General features: G+C 49.3%; 9 protein-coding genes and 1 pseudogene. All 10 read left to right on the top strand.

What is annotated here, in order from left to right; genetic code table 11:
- Positions 1 to 34 precede the first annotated feature (34 nt).
- The 10 genes and pseudogenes from KNV97_RS11085 (at position 35) to KNV97_RS11040 (ending at position 17,348) form a co-directional block, all read left to right on the top strand.
- Positions 35 to 710, top strand: a pseudogene (locus tag KNV97_RS11085) (hypothetical protein).
- 304 nt (positions 711 to 1,014) lie between these two features.
- Positions 1,015 to 3,621, top strand: a complete 2,607-nt coding sequence (gene pepN, locus KNV97_RS11080; protein WP_218563109.1) for an aminopeptidase N — start codon at positions 1,015 to 1,017, stop codon at positions 3,619 to 3,621.
- Between the two features lie 110 nt (positions 3,622 to 3,731).
- Complete coding sequence (locus tag KNV97_RS11075) at positions 3,732 to 3,953, top strand: DUF2835 domain-containing protein (protein ID WP_136486505.1); 222 nt, start codon at positions 3,732 to 3,734, stop codon at positions 3,951 to 3,953.
- A gap of 185 nt (positions 3,954 to 4,138) precedes the next feature.
- Positions 4,139 to 8,980, top strand: a complete 4,842-nt coding sequence (locus tag KNV97_RS11070) for an NAD-glutamate dehydrogenase (RefSeq protein ID WP_218563108.1) — start codon at positions 4,139 to 4,141, stop codon at positions 8,978 to 8,980.
- Between the two features lie 73 nt (positions 8,981 to 9,053).
- On the top strand, positions 9,054 to 10,064 hold the full coding sequence (gene pyrD, locus KNV97_RS11065; protein ID WP_136486500.1) for a quinone-dependent dihydroorotate dehydrogenase: 1,011 nt from the start codon (positions 9,054 to 9,056) through the stop codon (positions 10,062 to 10,064).
- A gap of 209 nt (positions 10,065 to 10,273) precedes the next feature.
- Positions 10,274 to 10,819, top strand: a complete 546-nt coding sequence (locus KNV97_RS11060) for a cell division protein ZapC (protein ID WP_136486498.1) — start codon at positions 10,274 to 10,276, stop codon at positions 10,817 to 10,819.
- 524 nt (positions 10,820 to 11,343) lie between these two features.
- Positions 11,344 to 13,467 (top strand): bifunctional 23S rRNA (guanine(2069)-N(7))-methyltransferase RlmK/23S rRNA (guanine(2445)-N(2))-methyltransferase RlmL, encoded by a 2,124-nt coding sequence (gene rlmKL, locus KNV97_RS11055; protein ID WP_218563107.1) that lies wholly within the window; start codon positions 11,344 to 11,346, stop codon positions 13,465 to 13,467.
- Positions 13,468 to 13,493: 26 nt separating this feature from the next.
- Positions 13,494 to 13,736: a glutaredoxin family protein gene (locus KNV97_RS11050; protein ID WP_206208420.1), complete on the top strand. Its 243-nt coding sequence runs from the start codon at positions 13,494 to 13,496 to the stop codon at positions 13,734 to 13,736.
- Positions 13,714 to 15,630, top strand: a complete 1,917-nt coding sequence (locus KNV97_RS11045; protein WP_218563106.1) for an ABC transporter ATP-binding protein — start codon at positions 13,714 to 13,716, stop codon at positions 15,628 to 15,630. The genes KNV97_RS11050 and KNV97_RS11045 overlap by 23 nt, the downstream gene beginning before the upstream one ends.
- Positions 15,631 to 15,638: 8 nt before the next feature.
- A complete protein-coding gene (locus tag KNV97_RS11040; RefSeq protein ID WP_407701909.1) occupies positions 15,639 to 17,348 on the top strand; it encodes a DUF3466 family protein in 1,710 nt (569 codons plus the stop codon).
- Positions 17,349 to 17,477 lie beyond the last annotated feature (129 nt).

Here is a 17,477-nt window from a genome sequence, read left to right as displayed (position 1 = left end):
AAGAAAAGTATATTTTTAAGTGAGGGGAAGCGTGATGAAATGGTTAGCGATAATGATCGCTTGTCTGAGCTTGTTGTTTTCTGGCTCAGCCTTTAGCGTGCGCGATTCAGACAACCGGGATTTAACTCAGTTTGACCAGCCGTTTTTGCTGGGTGACTGGTATCTGATTAATCCTAATCCACAGGAATCAAAAGAGAACTACTTGGCTATTCGGCTCAATTTTGAATCTGACTATACCTTTTCGATTGATATCCAGAAGAAAGACTACAGTGTCGACCACTGGGAAGGCCTGTATTCGGCCAGTAACGATACCATTATTCTCGGTCTTAACTCTGACGAGCCGCAAGTTTACCAGTATAAAAGCAGCCATAATCTGCTTCATCTGAATGGGGTGCTATTTACGAAAGCCTTGTCTAACTCTCTGGCGGGAATCTGGTCGAGTACTTCGTTATCTGGTAATGATTTGTCTGCCGGAGACCTGCAAAGTATTGATTTAATTCTCCAACCGGACTTCGTCTTTCTGTTTCGGGCCAGTGGCGGCAAAGGGGGAGAAGCTCTCCATCAGGGGGGTGTTCTATACGGAAGGCGATCATCTTGTGTTGATGTTTGAAGATGGTGAACACGATACACAGTTTACCCTTAACCATGACCAACTGACGCTGGAAGTGGAAAACGGGTCTGTCTTCGCCGTACTGGACAGGGTCAGATAATGTGGGATACGAGGCACTTAGCTTGCTGATGGTGATGCGTTAAGCGGCGTGTGCTTACTTGGACTGCAACAAAGCGGGTTGACTAAAAATAAAGCATCCGGGCAGGGATTAGCCTGAAGAGAGCGAGGTATTTGGTGAAAATACCTCGTTTTTGCATTGTGGGGGTTGTTATTGGCGCTGACAGGCCTAAGATCGATATCGTTATGGGCAGCGACGATTGTTTTCAGGGTGGATAGTGCATTGCTTAACCCGCGTTCTGGCCCCTCAATTAGTCACATCTTATTACGTCAAAAGGATTCCGACCATGGCTCAAAATCCACAGGCCAAATATCGTACCGATTATAAAGAGCCTTCTCATACCATTACTGATATCGCATTGACGTTTGATCTGCATGATACTGCAACCACAGTGAGCGCGGTGTCTCAAGTCAAACAAATGGGTCAGACTACGACGCTGACACTTGATGGAGAAGGACTGGAATTAAAAGCGCTGCAAGTTAATGGCGCTGACTGGCAGGATTACACCTTGCTGGAAGCAGGTTTAGAAATTCGCTCGCTACCGGCCGAATGTGAATTGACGATTGTTACGCTGATCAATCCCGAAGCGAACAGCGCACTGGAGGGTTTGTACAAATCCGGAGGTGCTTTCTGTACTCAGTGTGAAGCCGAAGGTTTCCGTCGTATTACGTATTATCTCGACCGTCCGGATGTGCTGGCGAAATACACCACCACAGTGATAGCAGACCAGGCCCAGTATCCGTTCCTGCTCAGCAATGGTAATAAAATTGCTGAGGGTAGCAGTGATAATGGCCGTCATTGGGTGAAGTGGCAAGATCCGCATCCCAAACCTGCTTACCTGTTTGCGCTTGTTGCCGGTGATTTTGACGTGCTGCGCGACCAGTACATCACTCAATCCGGTCGTCACGTAGCGTTGGAAATCTTTGTCGACAAAGGTAACCTGGATCGTGCTAATCACGCGATGGTGTCACTCATCAACGCGATGAAATGGGATGAAGAGCGTTTCGATCTCGAGTATGACCTAGATATCTATATGGTGGTCGCGGTTGACTTCTTTAACATGGGCGCGATGGAGAACAAAGGCCTGAACGTGTTTAACTCTAAATACGTACTGGCGAATGAGCAAACCGCAACCGATACCGATTATCTGGGGATTGAAGCGGTTATCGGTCATGAATATTTCCATAACTGGACTGGTAACCGCGTAACCTGTCGTGACTGGTTCCAGCTCAGCCTTAAAGAAGGTCTGACGGTATTCCGCGATCAGGAGTTTTCGTCTGATCTGGGCTCACGGGCAGTAAACCGCATTAATAATGTCCGTATTATTCGTGGGCCGCAGTTTGCGGAAGACGCCAGCCCGATGTCACATCCGATTCGTCCGGATCAAGTGATTGAAATGAACAACTTCTACACCCTGACCGTTTATGAAAAGGGCAGCGAAGTGATTCGTATGATGCACACCTTGCTGGGTGAGCAAGGCTTCCAGAAAGGGATGAAACTGTACTTTGAACGTCATGACGGTACCGCAGCCACCTGTGAAGATTTCGTCGGGGCGATGGAAGACGCGTCTGGCGTGGATCTTAAGCAGTTCCGTTTGTGGTACAGCCAGTCCGGAACACCGGAACTGACGGTTAGCAGTGAGTATGACGCCACGGCACAGACTTACACCCTGACGGTAGAGCAGGTCACTGAGCCAACACAGGATCAAAAGGAGAAGCAGCCGCTGCATATTCCATTTGACGTTGAACTGTATGCAAAAAATGGCCGGGTCATTCCGTTACAATGTAATGGCGAGCGGGTTGGACATGTCCTGGATGTGAAACAGGCCAAACAGACCTTTGTGTTTGAAAATGTGCAAGAGCAGCCGATTCCATCTTTACTGCGTGAGTTTTCCGCACCGGTGAAACTGAATTACCAATACAGTGATGACGAACTGACCTTCCTGATGGTTCACGCCAGCAATGAGTTTGCCCGCTGGGATGCCGGTCAGATGCTGCTGGCGAAATATATCCGCGCCAACGTCGAGCGTGTGCAAAATGGTGACAACGTCACTCTGCCTGAGTCAGTTGTGGATGCATTTCGTGGCGTTCTGCTCAGTGATGAACTTGAGCCGGCGTTTGTTGCGGAAATGCTGTCCCTGCCAAGCCATAATGAATTGTCGGGTTGGTACAAGCGTGTTGACGTGGATGCGATTGCGAACGTACTGAAAGCACTGAAAGTGATTCTGGCAACAGAAATGCAGGATGAGTTCAGCGCGACCTATCATGTGCTCAAACAAGACGAGTACTCGATTGAGCATGCCGCGATTGGTCGCCGTGCACTTCGCAATACGTGTCTGGCGTATCTGGCCTTTACTGAGCAGGGTAATACCCTGGCCGAAGCGCAATATCAGCAAGCCAACAACATGACCGACACCATGGCCGCGATGGCAGCCGCCAACAGTGCCGGTCTGATGTGTCGTGAAACTCTGATGGCGGATTACAGCGCTAAATGGAAACACGATGGTCTGGTGATGGATAAATGGTTTGCGCTGCAAGGTTGTAACCCGGCAGATAACGCGCTTGACGTGATTAAAGCCACTATGAGTCATGAAGCGTTCAGCATGAAAAACCCGAACCGGATTCGCAGCCTGATTGGCTCTTTCCTGAACATGAACCCGGTCCGTTTCCATGCTAAGAGCGGCGAAGGTTACCGCTTTGCCGGTGAGATTCTGCGTGAAATGAACAGCAGTAATCCTCAAGTCGCTTCGCGTCTTATCGATCCGCTGCTGAAGTTCCGTCGTTATGATGAAGAACGTCAGGCATTAATCAAAGCCGAGCTGGAAGGGCTGAAAGCGATGGATAACCTGGCGCGTGATCTGTACGAGAAAGTGACCAAGGCGCTGGAACAGTAAGCGTTAATCCGGCTCTGTTTGCCGCCGGTTGAGATGAAAAGTGGCACTGCGGTGCCACTTGTTTTTGTTGCTTAGTTTATTAATCCATTGGTATCCGTAGAGCTCTGAACGTGAAGCACTATTTTTTTTCACTCAATATTTCCTATCAGGCATTTCTTTCCCATTACAGCGGCGCCGCCAGCCAGGTACTGGTTGTGACAGAACAGGGGTTGCGTCTGCAATTACCGGCCAGTCGTTTCCGACCATTTCTGAGTCAGATTGGAGTAAAAGGTCGATTCCGTCTGACAACTGACCACAATAACAAGTTCGTAAAGCTAGAAGTTCTGCCATAAAGGATTTTTGTAGTTATTTAAACAGGTACATCAGTCACATTCTCAAACATTTCACCGCGCTCTGGCCCTAAAACCATTAACGTTTTATCAATAAAACTTTTACAATAGTCCATGCATCACCAAGTGTAAGCACTATGCTTACTGCATACCTTACAAGCATATAATTCTAATATCTGGAGTCGCCTATGACCGCGCGTGAAAGTTTAATGCCGGTTCTGCTTGAAAAAGTGTATCAACTGATTCAAGACAAACTTGAGCTTGCTCATCAACCCCTCGTCACCCAACTCGCCCAACATCTCTTCAGTAACGTCGCTCAGGACGATCTGATTGAACGTAATGAATCCGACCTTTATGGTGCTGTAGTCAGCCTGTGGCATCACATCAGTGAACAATCGCCTTCGCAGCGCTCGGTTCGGGTGTTTAACCCAACCGTCAGTAAGCAGGGCTGGCAGTCCACGCATACCATCGTTGAGATTGTGGTGCCGGACAGCCCGTTTCTGGTTGATTCGATTAAGATGGCGTTAAGCCGGTTGGAACTGACGGCTCACCTGATGCTCAATGGCCCGACTCAAATTGCCCGCAAAGCAGATGGTTCGATTGACAACATCAATCAGGGCGAAGGGCCACTGCAGTCGTTGTTTCACATTGAGGTGGACCGGCTGAGCAGCAAGGAAGAAATGAATGCACTCAAGGATGAGATTCTGGCCATTCTGAATGACACCGCTTTGGTGGTTCAGGACTGGAAACCCATGGCGACGAAACTGGAACAGGTCATCCATTCTCTCGAGCAGCAGAAAGATCGTATTCCGGTTGATGCTGATCGTTATGAAGAAACGCTCAAATTTCTGCGTTGGTTGGGTAATCACAACTTTACCTTCATGGGGTACAAAGAGTATGACCTGGTCAATGTAGAAGGTGATACCGAGCTACGTCCGACCGAAGAAGCAGGCCTTGGCCTGTTCTCTCTGGCCAGTCGGGTGCGCTGCGTGAAGTTGTCGAATTTCCCGGATTCGGCACGTCTGGAAGCGAAAAAGCCGTTTCTGCTCATTCTGACCAAAGGCAACAAACAGTCACGTATTCACCGTCCGGCCTATACCGACTATATCGGCATTAAAAAGTTTGATGACAAAGGCAAAGTGATTGGCGAACACCGTTTTACCGGCCTTTACACCTCAGCCGTGTATAACCAGGCAGTCGAGAGTATTCCTCTGATCCGCGAAAAGGTTGAGCGGATACTGGTAGCCAGTGGTTATCGGGTGGGTTCCTACGCTTACAAAGCGCTGCATAATATTCTGGAAAATTACCCGCGTGATGAACTGCTGCAGGCGCGTGAAGAAGAACTGCTTGAAGTGGGCATGGGCGTGGTCCAGATGCAGGATCGCGACCTGATCCGTCTGTTTGTGCGTAAAGATCCGTTTGGCCGTTTCTTCAGTTGCATGGTGTATGTGACCAAAGAGCGTTACAACACCGAACTGCGTCGCCATACGCAGCGCATTCTCAAACATTATTTCGGTTGTCAGCAAGAAGTTGAGTTCACCACTTATTTCTCAGAAAGCCCGCTGGCCCGTACTCATTACATTGTTCGTGTGGACAACAACAACATGAACGTTGATGTGAAGAAAATAGAGCAAAACTTAATGGAAGCATCTACGAGTTGGGATGATCGCTTGTCCGAAGCGATCGTGGCGAATCTGGGCGAAAGTAAAGGTCTGCCTCTGTCGAAGCAATACCTGCACGCGTTCCCGCGCTCGTATAAAGAAGACATGATGCCCGGCTCAGCGGTGGCGGATATTGAGACGCTGGAATCTCTGGATGAAGATAACAAGCTCGGTATGTTGTTCTATCGACCGCAGGAAGAGAGCAAGGATTCTAAAGCGGTACGCATGAAACTGTACCACCGCGATGAACCTATCCATCTGTCGGATGTGATGCCGATGCTGGAAAATCTGGGGTTGCGCGTGATCGGGGAGTCACCGTATGAGGTCGTTAAATCAAACGGTCAGACCTACTGGATCCTTGATTTCTCTATGCTGCATAAGAGCGACAAGCAGGTTGATCTACGTGAAGCGCGCGATCGTTTCCAACAGGCGTTTGCGGCGATCTGGAATGGTAACCTGGAAAATGACGGTTTCAACCGTCTGGTTCTTGGTGCGTCACTGACCGGTCGTGAAGTGTCGATTCTGCGCGCTTACGCACGTTATATGCGTCAGGTCGGTTTCCCGTTCAGCCAGCAGTACATTGAAGAAACACTCAATCATTATCCGGAACTGGCCAAGGGGCTGGTGGATCTGTTCCTGCGCCGCTTTGATCCGAAGTTCAAAGGCGCCGCTAAAGGTCAGGCCGATTTAATGACCAGACTGACCAAACAACTCGATAACGTCGAAAGCCTGGATGATGATCGTATTCTGCGTCGTTATATGGAGATGATCAGTGCCACGCTGCGTACCAACTATTTTCAGACCGACGAGCATAAACAGCCGAAACCGTGGCTGGCTTTGAAAATGAAACCAAGCGAGATCCCGGATATTCCTGCCCCGGTACCTGCGTTTGAAATCTTTGTTTATGCACCGGACATTGAAGGTGTCCACCTGCGTGGCGGTAAAGTGGCGCGTGGTGGTCTGCGTTGGTCTGATCGTCAGGAAGACTTCCGTACCGAAATTCTTGGTCTGGTGAAAGCTCAGCAGGTTAAAAATACCGTGATTGTGCCGGTGGGAGCAAAAGGCGGTTTCGTGTGTAAGAAACAGTACCTGATGACGACCCGTGATGAGATCTTCGCGGAAGGTCAGCGCTGTTACAAACGCTTTATTCGCGCCTTACTGGATGTCACTGACAACATTATCGAAGGCGAGCTGATCGCACCGAAGAATGTGGTGCGCCACGATGAAGACGACCCGTATCTTGTTGTCGCCGCTGATAAAGGTACAGCGACCTTCTCTGATTTGGCGAACTCGGTATCGGAAGAATATAACTTCTGGCTTGGTGATGCATTTGCTTCGGGCGGCTCAAACGGTTACGACCACAAAGCGATGGGGATAACCGCGAAAGGTGGCTGGGAATCAGTCAAACGCCACTTCCGTGAACTGGGTATCGATTGCCAAACCACAGACTTCACCGCTGTGGGTATCGGCGACATGGCCGGTGACGTATTTGGTAACGGCATGCTGTTGTCACAACATATCCGATTGCAGGCCGCGTTTAACCACTTGCATATCTTTATTGATCCGGATCCGGATTCAGCATCAAGCTGGCATGAGCGTCAGCGCCTGTTTAATCTGCCGCGATCCAGTTGGGAAGACTACAACGCTGAGCTGATTTCTAAAGGCGGCGGTATCTTCTCGCGTAAAGCGAAGTCGATTAGCCTGACACCAGAAATACAGAAAATGCTCGGTACGAAAAAAGCCAGCGCCGCGCCAAATGAGCTGATCAAGATGATCCTGAAAATGGAAGTTGATCTGCTCTGGAACGGCGGTATCGGTACGTATGTGAAATCATCACGGGAAACCAATACTGATGTTGGCGACCGTGCCAATGATGCGCTGCGCATTGATGGCGGCGAATTGCGAGCCAGGATTGTTGGTGAAGGCGGTAACCTGGGTATGACCCAGCTAGGCCGGGTGGAATATGCGCTGAACGGCGGCCGGGTTAACACCGACTTTGTTGATAACGTCGGTGGCGTGGACTGTTCGGATAACGAAGTCAATATCAAGATCTTCCTTAACGGCTTAGTAGCGAATGGCGATCTGACTATCAAGCAGCGTAACCAGATCCTGGAATCGATGGAACAGGAAGTGGGTGAGATTGTAATTGAAGACGCCTACACTCAGTCTGAGTCGATTTCTGTGACAGAGCAGCAAGGTGTTGCCGCAGTAAAAGAGCAAATTCGCTTTATCCATCATATGGAAAAAGCCGGTCACCTGGATCGCGGTCTGGAGTATATTCCGGATGATGAAACTCTGCTTGAGCGTGAAAAACAGGGTCAGGGCTTGACTCGTCCGGAACTGGCCGTGCTGGTTGCGTACGGTAAGATGGTGCTGAAAGACGAACTGGCGTGTGACGACATCGCCAATGATGCATTTCATGCCACTCAGCTGGTTCGTTACTTCCCATCTGCGTTACGCCGTGACTTTTCTCAGCAGATGAACAACCATCCGCTGCGTAAAGAGATCATTGCGACTGCTCTGGCCAACCAGATGGTCAATGAGATGGGCTGTAACTTCATTACCCGTTTGCAGGAAGAGACAGGGGCTAACGTCGTTGATATTGCTAATGCGTATGCAGCCGCACGCGAAATTTACCAACTCGATTCTGTGTTGGATAAAGCGCGCAAGCTGGATAACAAAGCGAGCAGTGAAGCACAGTATGATGTGATGTTCCATGTACGCCGCACCCTGCGTCGCTTGTCGCGCTGGTTCCTGCGTAACCGGACCGCGAAGCCTTCCGTGCAGATGTTGATTGACAGTTATCAGGCCGATGTAAAAGCCATCGCCAAACAACTGGACCAATTGCTGGTGGCTGATGAAGTGGCTGAACACAGTGCAATGGCAGAAGCTTGGGTGAAACAGGGCGTAGAGTCTGAACTGGCCCATTATGTTGCCCGCCTGTCGAGCCTCTATTCAGTACTGGATATATCTACAGTGTCCCGTGAAAGTGGTAAAAGTGTTGAGCAAACAGCCAAACTTTACTTCAACCTTGGCGATCGACTCTCACTGCATTGGTTCCTGAAACAGATCAATGGTCAGGCGGTCGACAATAACTGGCAGGCCCTTGCCCGTGCGGCGTTCCGCGAAGATCTTGACTGGCAACAACGCCAGCTCACGGCTCAGGTACTTAATTGTGGCTGTGATACCGAGTGTAATGATGTGATGACCCTGCTGGACGGCTGGATCGAAGCGAACGAGATGTCGTTGCACCGCTGGGAAAACATACTTAATGAGTTCAAAGTCGGTACTGTGCATGAGTTTGCTAAGTTCTCTGTAGCGATGCGGGAATTGATGCTGCTCAACTTAAACTGTCAGGCAACCGAATAACAATTGAATTGTCAGACAAATACGTCAATAATAACGCCCCGTTTAATCGGGGCTTTTTTCTTTCGGAGGCACAATGCTTTACCGCTTAGCCAGAGCTGGCTTTTTTCAACTGGATGCTGAAAAGGCGCATGAACTCGCCATTCAAAATTTCAAACGTTTCACTGGTACACCTCTCGATCTCTTCTATCGTCAACACCTTCCTGACCGTCCTGTCGAATGCATGGGACTGACCTTCAAAAACCCGGTAGGCCTTGCAGCTGGTCTGGATAAAAACGGTGAATGTATCGATGCGTTTGGCGCAATGGGTTTTGGCTTTGTTGAAGTAGGCACGGTCACTCCGCGCGCTCAACCTGGTAATGACAAACCTCGTCTGTTCCGTTTGATCCCGGCAGAGGGCATCATCAACCGTATGGGTTTCAACAACGAAGGTGTGGATCACCTGGTTGAGAATGTAAAGAAATCCAACTTCGACGGCATCATCGGTATCAACATCGGTAAGAACAAAGACACGCCAATCGAGAAAGGGGTAGACGACTACCTGATCTGTATGGATAAGGTTTACCCGCACGCAGGTTATATCGCCGTTAACATTTCATCCCCGAACACACCGGGACTGCGTACACTGCAATATGGTGAAGCACTGGATGAACTGCTGGCGGCATTGAAAGTGCGTCAGGCACAACTGGCGACTCAGCACAGCAAATATGTTCCGCTGGCACTGAAGATCGCACCGGATTCCACCGATGAAGAGCTTAAGCAAATCTGTCAGTCACTGTTGAAGAATAAGATTGATGGTGTGATTGCAACTAACACCACCTTAGATCGTTCTGTAGTGGAAGGGATGAAGAATGCCAATGAAGCAGGGGGCCTGAGTGGTCGTCCGCTGCAATCGCGCAGTACGGAAGTGATCAAGTGTCTGTATAAAGAACTGGGTGATGAGATTCCGATCATTGGTGTGGGTGGTATTGATTCTTTTGTTGCCGCTAAAGAGAAACTGATGGCGGGTGCAAAACTGGTTCAGGTCTACAGTGGTTTTATTTATCACGGTCCGAAACTGGTCAGCAACATCGTTAAGAATCTGTGAGCAAGTCAAGCTGGCACAACCAATCTTAGCAAGATACTGACATGCAAGATCATTTTGTCAGAAGTGACAAGGTGACGAGAGAGGGAATGAGATAATCATTTCCTCTTTTTTTTTACTGTTGCGTTCTTAGAATTAGAGTAATTCGTTGGCAAAGGTAATTAAGCGTTTTACCTAATCGTTTGAAAATTAATAAATTGAGAATCGGAACAATGCTTAAACCAAGTGACAAATGGAGTTGGTACTATTCAGATAGCGAAGGCTATTTGATGCTGGACCTGGGCGAGGAGATGGTATTCCGTACCAATCTCAGTCGCAACCTGCTGGTGGACTGCGGGTTCACCGATAATCACTTTAGTGTTGATGACGCATCAGACTATCAAACATACAAGGAACGCATCAGCGGCCTTGATTTAAGCGAACCACGTAAAGCTGAACTCGCCCTGTATTGTGTGGCGGCCAAGCGTTTTCATAAACCGGTTCAGCCTAAGAGTTGGTTCTTTGATTACCAGGGCGATGAGTCTGTACCTGAGGAAGGGGACATCGTCAGCCTGGTTAACGGTTATAATCAGGGCTATTTCATTGTTCTGGAAGTCGGAGAGAGTGCCAGCTTGTGTGCTTTAGCTGATTTAGATGCCTTTGTACTGAATGGAAGTAAACAGCTTGAATTCGGTCAGGTGATTAAAGTCATGCATGACCGCATGGCCAACGCCAACCATATTTTTGTTGCGGAACCGACCATGGCTCTGGTTGGTTAATCAGCTTTAGCTACGCATCACAAACGTTTCCCTACTTTATTTCGTTTCTTTTTATATTTCCCATCGGCTTCAGGCCGATTTTTTTTGCCTGAAATTCCTGCTTTGACCCGTCTTCGTTCACTTATCTGACTTAGTGCTGCCAAAAAATTGGGCTCAAGTTCAAACTTTTCACTAATTAGTTTCCCGTCTGCAAGGCTGAAGTGACGTTTTTTCTGCCTGATGCCGAGTGTAAATTCACCAGTTTATTCCGGTTTTCCCTGCTTTTGTAACTAAATTACAGCCATGTTTATCATTTGGTATAGACCAAATTAGATGTGAATAAATACTCACTATCGCTTTAAGGCTGATAACCAGGTCAAATAATGCTCGATGGGAAGGCAGAGTGGTTGTTGGATAACGAAAGGAGTTATTGCTGCTCTATTCGCCAACCAGGCAGGTTTTTAAAGAAATGATTCGTTTAGATTTAGGCATGACCTTTAATGTCAGTTATAATCTGAAACCATTTTTACCAGTTAAAGAGCACTATGAATCAGTATCTAGCGGTGACTTCGAACGGTCTTGAAAACCTGTTAGTCGAAGAATTAACAAATTTAGGCATATCCGACGCCAAGCCAGTCCAGGCAGGGGTGAAATTTAAGGCGACAAAGGAGCAAATTTACCGTTGTTGCTTATGGAGCCGCCTCGCTTCTCGATTCGTACGTGTGGTTGCAGAGTTCACTTGTCAGGACGATATGGATCTTTACCTATCGGCGACTGCAATCAACTGGGTTAACCATTTCCACAGTTCGAAGAAATTCGTGGTTGATTTCAATGGTACCAACCGCGAGATTCGTAACAGCCAATACGGTGCGATGAAAGTTAAAGACGCGGTCGTTGATTGTTTCGAGAAGAAAAATCTGCCTCGTCCGTCGATCAGTAAAGATCAACCTGATCTTCGTCTGCACGTTCGCCTGCATAAAGACAAAGCCCTGTTGGGGATCGATATGGTTGGTAGCGGCCTGCATGTACGTGGCTATCGCCCGGAGTCGGGTAAAGCACCACTACGTGAAACTCTGGCTGCTGCCATTATTTTGCGTAGCGGTTGGGATGCGACCAAGTCAATGCTCGACCCGATGTGTGGCTCTGGTACCTTGCTGATTGAAGCGGCAATGATGGCCGCCAATATTGCACCCGGTGTAAAGCGTGAAAAATGGGGCTTTGAAGCACTGGAAGATTTTGATGCGGAGCTTTGGGCGACCATTAAGTCCGAAGCTAACGTTCAGGCACGTAAAGGCGTCAAGAAAGTTGACGCTAAGTTTTTTGGTTTCGATAACGACCCGCGTGTTGTACAGGTTGCTAAAGACAACGCACGTCGCGCTGGTGTCAGTGAGCTGATTGAATTTGCGGAAGGCGATGCTGCGACGGTTAAACGTCCGGCCGGTTTCGAGCAAGGCGTGATTGTGTGTAACCCGCCATATGGTGAGCGACTTGGTACTCATCCGGGCCTGATTGCGCTGTATACTGCCTTTGGCGCCCAACTGAAAGCGGAGTTTGGCGGCTGTCAGGCATCGATTTTCTCCAGTTCCGATGAGTTGCTGAGCTGCTTGCGTATGCGGGCTGAGAAACAGTTCAAGATGAATAACGGTGCACTGCCATGTCATCAGAAGAACTACAGTATTTCTGCACGTGAAGCATCTGAACAACAGGGCGAGCAACAACAGAGCCTGATTGCGCCGGATTTTGCTAATCGCCTGAAGAAGAACATCGGCAAAATTGGTAAGTGGGCCAAACGAGAAGGGCTGGATTGTTACCGTATTTACGATGCGGACCTGCCGGAATACAACGTGGCGATTGATGTCTATCTTGATCACCTGGTGATTCAGGAGTACGCGGCGCCGAAGAATATTCCGGAAGAGAAAGCCAAACGTCGTCTGACCGATATTATTCGTGCAGCGATTCAGGTTACCGGCGTTGACGCCAATAGTGTGGTGCTGAAAGTTCGTGAGAAGAAAAAAGGCACGAATCAGTATCAGAAACTGGGTCAGCAGGCCGAGAAGATGCATGCGCACGAATATGGCGTACAGCTGATTGTTAACCTGTACGACTATCTCGATACGGGTCTGTTCCTGGATCACAAACTGACTCGCCGTCGTTTGGGCCAGATGGCCAAAGGGCAGGACTTCCTTAACCTGTTTGCTTATACCGGTTCTGCCACAGTGCATGCTGCTGTAGGTGGTGCGAAATCGACGACGACGGTCGATATGTCGAAAACTTACCTGGACTGGGCAAAAGAGAACATGGCATTAAATGGCCAGGTAGGGCGTCAGCATCAATATGTTCAGGCTGACTGCCTGCAATGGCTGGAGAAAGCAACTGGTCAGTACGATTTGATCTTTATTGACCCGCCGACATTCTCTAACTCCAAGCGTATGGAGCAGAGTTTTGATGTTCAGCGCGACCATATCCAGTTGATGACACACCTGAAGCGCATTCTGCGTCCGAACGGAACCATTGTGTTCTCCAACAACAAGCGCCATTTTAAGATGGATCTGGAACAGCTGGCAGCATTGGGGCTGGAAGCGAATAACATCTCTTCTCAGACACTGCCGCTGGACTTTGAACGCAACAAACACATTCACAACTGCTGGCTGGTGACTCATCAGCAATAACAGCTCAGAAGGTTGGCACAATGGATATGATTACACTGTACAGTACGGAAGGCTGCCACCTTTGTGAAATGGCATATCAATTAATAACGCAGGCTAATGCAGCTCATCATGTAGAGGTCGTCGACATTGCGTTCGACGACGCTCTGTTTTCTCGTTACGGGGTCACTATTCCTGTCCTCGCTTATCAACATTCAGAGCTGAATTGGCCTTTTGATCTCAACGAATTAACTCAATGGTTAGAAGATAATGGCATTAATTACCATTCATAACGGTTTACTCGCATTTGGCGATCACCCTTTGCTTGATCATGCAGATTTTGCGCTGCAGGAAAATGAGCGCGTCTGTCTGGTAGGCCGTAACGGGGCAGGCAAGTCTACGCTGATGAAAGTGTTAGCCGGCGAAGTCCAAATGGATGACGGCAAAATGCAGGTCACCCAGGATGTCGTCGTGTCACGTCTCGAGCAGGATCCGCCGCGCGACCAACAGGGCAATGTGTATGATTACGTGGCTGGTGGCCTGGCAGAAGTGGGACATCAGCTCAAGATCTATCAGGATCTGCTGGATCTGGTGGCGGTCGAGCCAACCGAATCGAATATCAACCGATTGGCGCGCATTCAAGAGCAGTTGGAGCACTCAGGTGCCTGGCGCTTTGAAGACCGCATCAACAACGTGCTCAATGCACTTAATCTGGATGGCCACACTAAGCTGACCGAATTGTCCGGTGGCTGGCAGCGTAAAGCCGCGCTGGCTCGCGCGCTGGTGTGCGATCCGGATGTGCTGTTGCTTGATGAACCTACCAACCATCTGGACGTGACCACCATCGAATGGCTGGAAGGCTTCCTGAAAGATTTTCGTGGTTCGATTATCTTTATTTCCCACGACCGCGCGTTTATCAAGTCTATGGCGACCCGCATTGTTGATCTGGACCGCGGCCAGTTGAATTCTTTCCCGGGTAACTATGACAAGTATCTGGTGGATAAAGAAGAGCAACTGCGAATCGAAGAGATGCAAAATGCGGAGTTCGATAAAAAACTGGCTCAGGAAGAAGTGTGGATTCGTCAGGGCATTAAAGCGCGTCGTACCCGTAACGAAGGCCGGGTTCGGGCACTGAAAAAGCTGCGTGAAGAACGTGGTGAACGTCGCGAAGTGCAGGGTAAAGTTAATCTGCAAATCGATGATGCCGCGCGTTCAGGCAAAATTGTGTTCGAAGCGGAACACCTGCAATATGCCATCGATGGTAAAGCGATTGTCAGTGATTTCAGCTTTAACATTATGCGCGGTGATCGTATCGCGCTGGTGGGGCCAAACGGCTGTGGTAAGAGTACGCTGCTGAAACTGCTGCTGGGAGAACTGCAACCGGACAGCGGCCGCCTCCATTGCGGTACCAAGCTGGAAGTGGCTTACTTCGACCAGTATCGTGAAATGCTCGATCCGGAAAAATCGGTGATTGATAACCTGGCAGACGGTAAACAGGAAGTGATGGTCGGCGGGCGTCCACGCCACGCTCTGAGTTACCTGCAAGACTTCCTGTTTGCGCCTAAACGCGCACGTACCCCGGTCAAAGCATTGTCAGGTGGTGAGAAAAACCGCCTGTTATTGGCGCGGATTTTCCTTAAATCAAACAACTTATTGGTGCTTGATGAACCAACCAACGATTTAGATATCGAAACTCTGGAACTTTTAGAAGAATTGCTTGCCAATTATCAGGGTACGTTATTGTTGGTCAGTCACGATCGTGAGTTTGTTGACAATACCGTGACCTCCAGTTGGATTTTCGAAGGCGACGGTGTGATAGAAGAGTTTGTTGGCGGCTACCATGACGCTCAGCAACAACGTCAGCAAGTACGCCAGACGCGCAGTGTTGAAAAAACCATCAAGACAGAGAAAGTGGTTGAGGAAACTCCCAAAACGGCGGCTGCAAAGCCGAAGTCGAAGAAGTTATCCTATAAACTGCAGCGCGAACTGGAAACGTTGCCGGTCAAACTCGAAGAATTAGAAGCGGAGATTGAAGCTCTGCAACAGCAGGTCAATAACCCGGAGTTTTTCGGTCGGCCTGTCGAAGAGACACAACCCATTTTAGACAAGTTAGCTGCGACTGAGCAGGAGCTTGAAGTTGCTTTCGAGCGCTGGGAAGAGCTCGAGGCAATGCAACAGGAAAGTTAATGAAACCGATGATAAGTAACAAGTTTAAACTGACACTGATTACCGCCGCGATTCTGTCTTCCGGCACAGCCTCTGCTGCGCTATATCAGGTGGTGGAAGTCGAACCAAGTACCACCTTTGACTATCAAAGCAGCTTTGGTGTTGCCATTCAGCCCGGAACGGCGACCGGTGGTTCAGAGGCCGCATTAGGTTGTTTTGACTCGGCTGCGACCAATTGTACGGCAGACGACTTCACGCTGGCCGGCGAGACTCGTGCGGCAGAAATCAACTCTGGTCAAGCAGTGGATGGTCTGAGTTATCGTGAAGAAGTGCCGTTTGGTATGGATAGCGCATTCATCTATATCCAGAGCCGGGACGATTTCGAAAGCTATTGTGATAACCAGCTGCGCTATGCAACGTGTGAAGCCTGGGCTTCAGTACGCTGGAATCAGTGGTACAACGAACTGAGCGGTAACACAACACCAAATTCGATCGCCTTTACTGGCAGCTCGACCACGGGGACGCCGGTGGACGAGACCCAAAACGTGGTGGTTAACAGCCTGACTGACGCAGGTGAGCCGGTGGGGATTGCTGCTACCACTGGTGACGTGACAACGTATCGTCGTAATCAGGTGACGGGCTTTGTGGGCACGACCAGCGATACGTTTACCGATACTTTCCAGACACGAGCATGGAAGACCGACGGCACCTATACAGTGGGTAGCATCGCGACCAGTGATACTAACTCTGAAGGCACTTATTACACCTCTAAAGCTGCAGTTTGGGACGCTTCTGGTAATTCTGTTCAGCTTGGCTGGGGAACCGGTGTACGTGATGAGCGTAATAACCGTCTGGCGCAGGGTAGTATGCGCGATTTTGTTCAGGCCAGTGACGGTAATATTTATGGCGTCGGTTACAACACTTATGAAAGCGATTCAAGTAACTACATGAACGCGGTAGTGTATTCGGTCAGCAGTAGCAGTGATGTAATGACGGCCGGCAACTGGACCTCAACCCCCATCTCTAACGCCACTATCCGTGAAAGCGGCTATGCAAGCGGTGAGTACATTTACAGTAACACTGTTGCTACCGCGGTCAACAGCAACCGGGTTGCGATCGGTGAAGCGAAACGTAGTGGCAGCCGTATTTACAACGGTGCGGCCTCAAATCGCGTGTTTGTGGTGGATGATGTGGCATCGCCAAGGGCAACTTATTTGAGCGGTGGTATCTTCTTTGATGGCGCTGGCGGTAAGGCGGGCGGCATCAATAACTACAATGAGATTGTCGGCCAGGTTGACGCGGAATCTGTGCGTGAATCAAATGGTAAACCACGTCGTAAGCGCGCGTTTATCTACCCTTATGATGGAACAGGTACCGATGAAACCCGTCGCGCGGTGTTTAACGACCAAGGGTGGTGGTTGGACAACCTGACCAACGGCGGCACGTACTCAAGTGGCAACAACCAGTATCGCATTATCGATGCATCTGATATTAACGATGCGGGCGTGATTGCTGCAACAGCGATTAAGTGTGACGGTGGCTACTCAACCACGGCGTATAACGCGAGCTGTGACGGTACTGAGACCACGGTTGCGGTTAAGCTGATGCCAATTCCTGGTGCAACCAGCGCAGACATCAGCGCGCGTGGCACAGACGAGATGACCACAGAACGCAGTGGTGGTAGCTTCGGGGTGTGGATGCTGGCGGTTCTGGGCTTGCTTGGGTTCCGTAGAAAATAGCAAAAATTTGTCAAACGAGGCACAAGTTCACAGATCTGGACTTGTGCTTTTTTTTACCTTGAGAAAGTGCGTTTTTTGAGCAATTCTTATTGGTGTGGTCATGTAAATGCCACACTATTTTAATAGTTG

The organism is Vibrio ostreae, assembly GCF_019226825.1.
GTDB classification, from domain to species: domain Bacteria; phylum Pseudomonadota; class Gammaproteobacteria; order Enterobacterales; family Vibrionaceae; genus Vibrio; species Vibrio ostreae.
The sequence above is the reverse complement of the archived record's forward strand: the minus strand, read 5'-3'. Positions and strand labels throughout refer to the sequence as shown.

Bases quoted from the DNA above. Each gene is read 5' to 3' on its own strand.
- pepN (WP_218563109.1), top strand. From the start codon at position 1,015: ATGGCTCAAAATCCACAGGCCAAATATCGTACCGATTATAAAGAGCCT.
- KNV97_RS11070 (WP_218563108.1), top strand. From the start codon at position 4,139: ATGACCGCGCGTGAAAGTTTAATGCCGGTTCTGCTTGAAAAAGTGTAT.
- pyrD (WP_136486500.1), top strand. From the start codon at position 9,054: ATGCTTTACCGCTTAGCCAGAGCTGGCTTTTTTCAACTGGATGCTGAA.
- KNV97_RS11060 (WP_136486498.1), top strand. From the start codon at position 10,274: ATGCTTAAACCAAGTGACAAATGGAGTTGGTACTATTCAGATAGCGAA.
- rlmKL (WP_218563107.1), top strand. From the start codon at position 11,344: ATGAATCAGTATCTAGCGGTGACTTCGAACGGTCTTGAAAACCTGTTA.
- KNV97_RS11050 (WP_206208420.1), top strand. From the start codon at position 13,494: ATGATTACACTGTACAGTACGGAAGGCTGCCACCTTTGTGAAATGGCA.
- KNV97_RS11045 (WP_218563106.1), top strand. From the start codon at position 13,714: ATGGCATTAATTACCATTCATAACGGTTTACTCGCATTTGGCGATCAC.
- KNV97_RS11040 (WP_407701909.1), top strand. From the start codon at position 15,639: ATGATAAGTAACAAGTTTAAACTGACACTGATTACCGCCGCGATTCTG.